The organism is Microbacterium sp. ISL-103, assembly GCF_018613995.1.
GTDB lineage: Bacteria > Actinomycetota > Actinomycetes > Actinomycetales > Microbacteriaceae > Microbacterium.
This window is the reverse complement of record NZ_JAGGPD010000418.1, coordinates 1-1,078: the sequence shown is the minus strand read 5'-3', so window position 1 is coordinate 1,078 and position 1,078 is coordinate 1. Positions and strand designations below refer to the sequence as shown.

General features: G+C 63.0%; 2 protein-coding genes. Both read right to left on the bottom strand.

Annotation, left to right across the window (positions count from 1 at the left end):
- Positions 1–467 (bottom strand): class II fructose-bisphosphate aldolase (locus J7E68_RS14920; RefSeq protein ID WP_215173887.1); only part of this gene is annotated, 467 nt, incomplete at its 3' end.
- A gap of 46 nt (positions 468–513) precedes the next feature.
- A partial coding sequence (locus J7E68_RS14915; RefSeq protein ID WP_215173885.1) for a carbohydrate ABC transporter permease occupies positions 514–1,078 on the bottom strand: 565 nt, incomplete at its 5' end.

Genomic DNA, 1,078 nt, shown 5'->3' with positions numbered 1-1,078 from the left:
TCCGGGTTCGTGTAGATGATCTCCGCAGCGCCCGACTCGCCGTAGCTGTCGTTCGCGCCGATCGTGCCGAGCTCTCCCTCGACCTGGATGCCGACGGCGTGCGCCGCGTCGACGACCTTGCGGGTGAGCGCGACGTTCTCGTCGAACGGCAGCAGTGACGCATCGATCATGACCGAGGTGAAGCCCGCCTTGATCGCCGCGATGATCTCCTCGTAGCTTCCGCCGTGGTCCCAGTGGATCGCGACGGGCACGCTCGAGCGGTGGGCACGGGCGTGCATCGCGGGGATGAGGTCTGTCGTGATGTGCGACACCTCGTCGGGGTGGATCGCGATGATGACCGGAGCGGCCTTCTGCTCGCTGATGTCCATGATCCCGTTGAACATCGCCCAGTCGCTGATGTTGAACGCCGGGATGGCGAAGTTGTTCGCGTTGGCGACATCGAGGATGGATTTGCCGGTGTAGAGCACGTGTTTTCTCCTGTTTCGTGGTGGTCGTGGGCCAGTCGGGACGACGTCAGCTCTTCACGGACCCCGCCGTGAGACCGCTGATGAAGTACCGCTGGAAGATGAGGAAGAGGATGAGCACGGGGATCGACCCGAGCACGCTCATCGCCATGATCTGGTTCCACTCGTACGAGTGCTGTCCCATGAGCAGCTGGATGCCGATGGGCACCGTGCGCATGTCGATCGTGCGGGTGAGGGTGAGCGCGAAGAGATACTCGTTCCACGCGATCATGAACGTGTAGATGCCGACCGAGACGATGCCCGGGATCGAGATCGGCACCAGGATGCGCCACAGGGCGGTCATGGATCCGGCACCGTCGACACGCACGGCCTCGTCGAGCTCTTTCGGCAGCGTGTTGAAGTAGCCGGTCATCATGATGATCGCGTAGGGCAGCGTGAACACCATGTAGGTGAGGATCAGCCCGAGGTACGAGTTGTAGAGGCCGAGCGCGACCATCAGCCCGAAGTACGGGATCAGCAGGGTGATGGGCGGAACCGCCTGCACGCTGACGATCACGACGTTGAGGATCCGCTTGCCGCGGAAGACGAAGCGGCTGAAGGCATAGGCCGCCTGG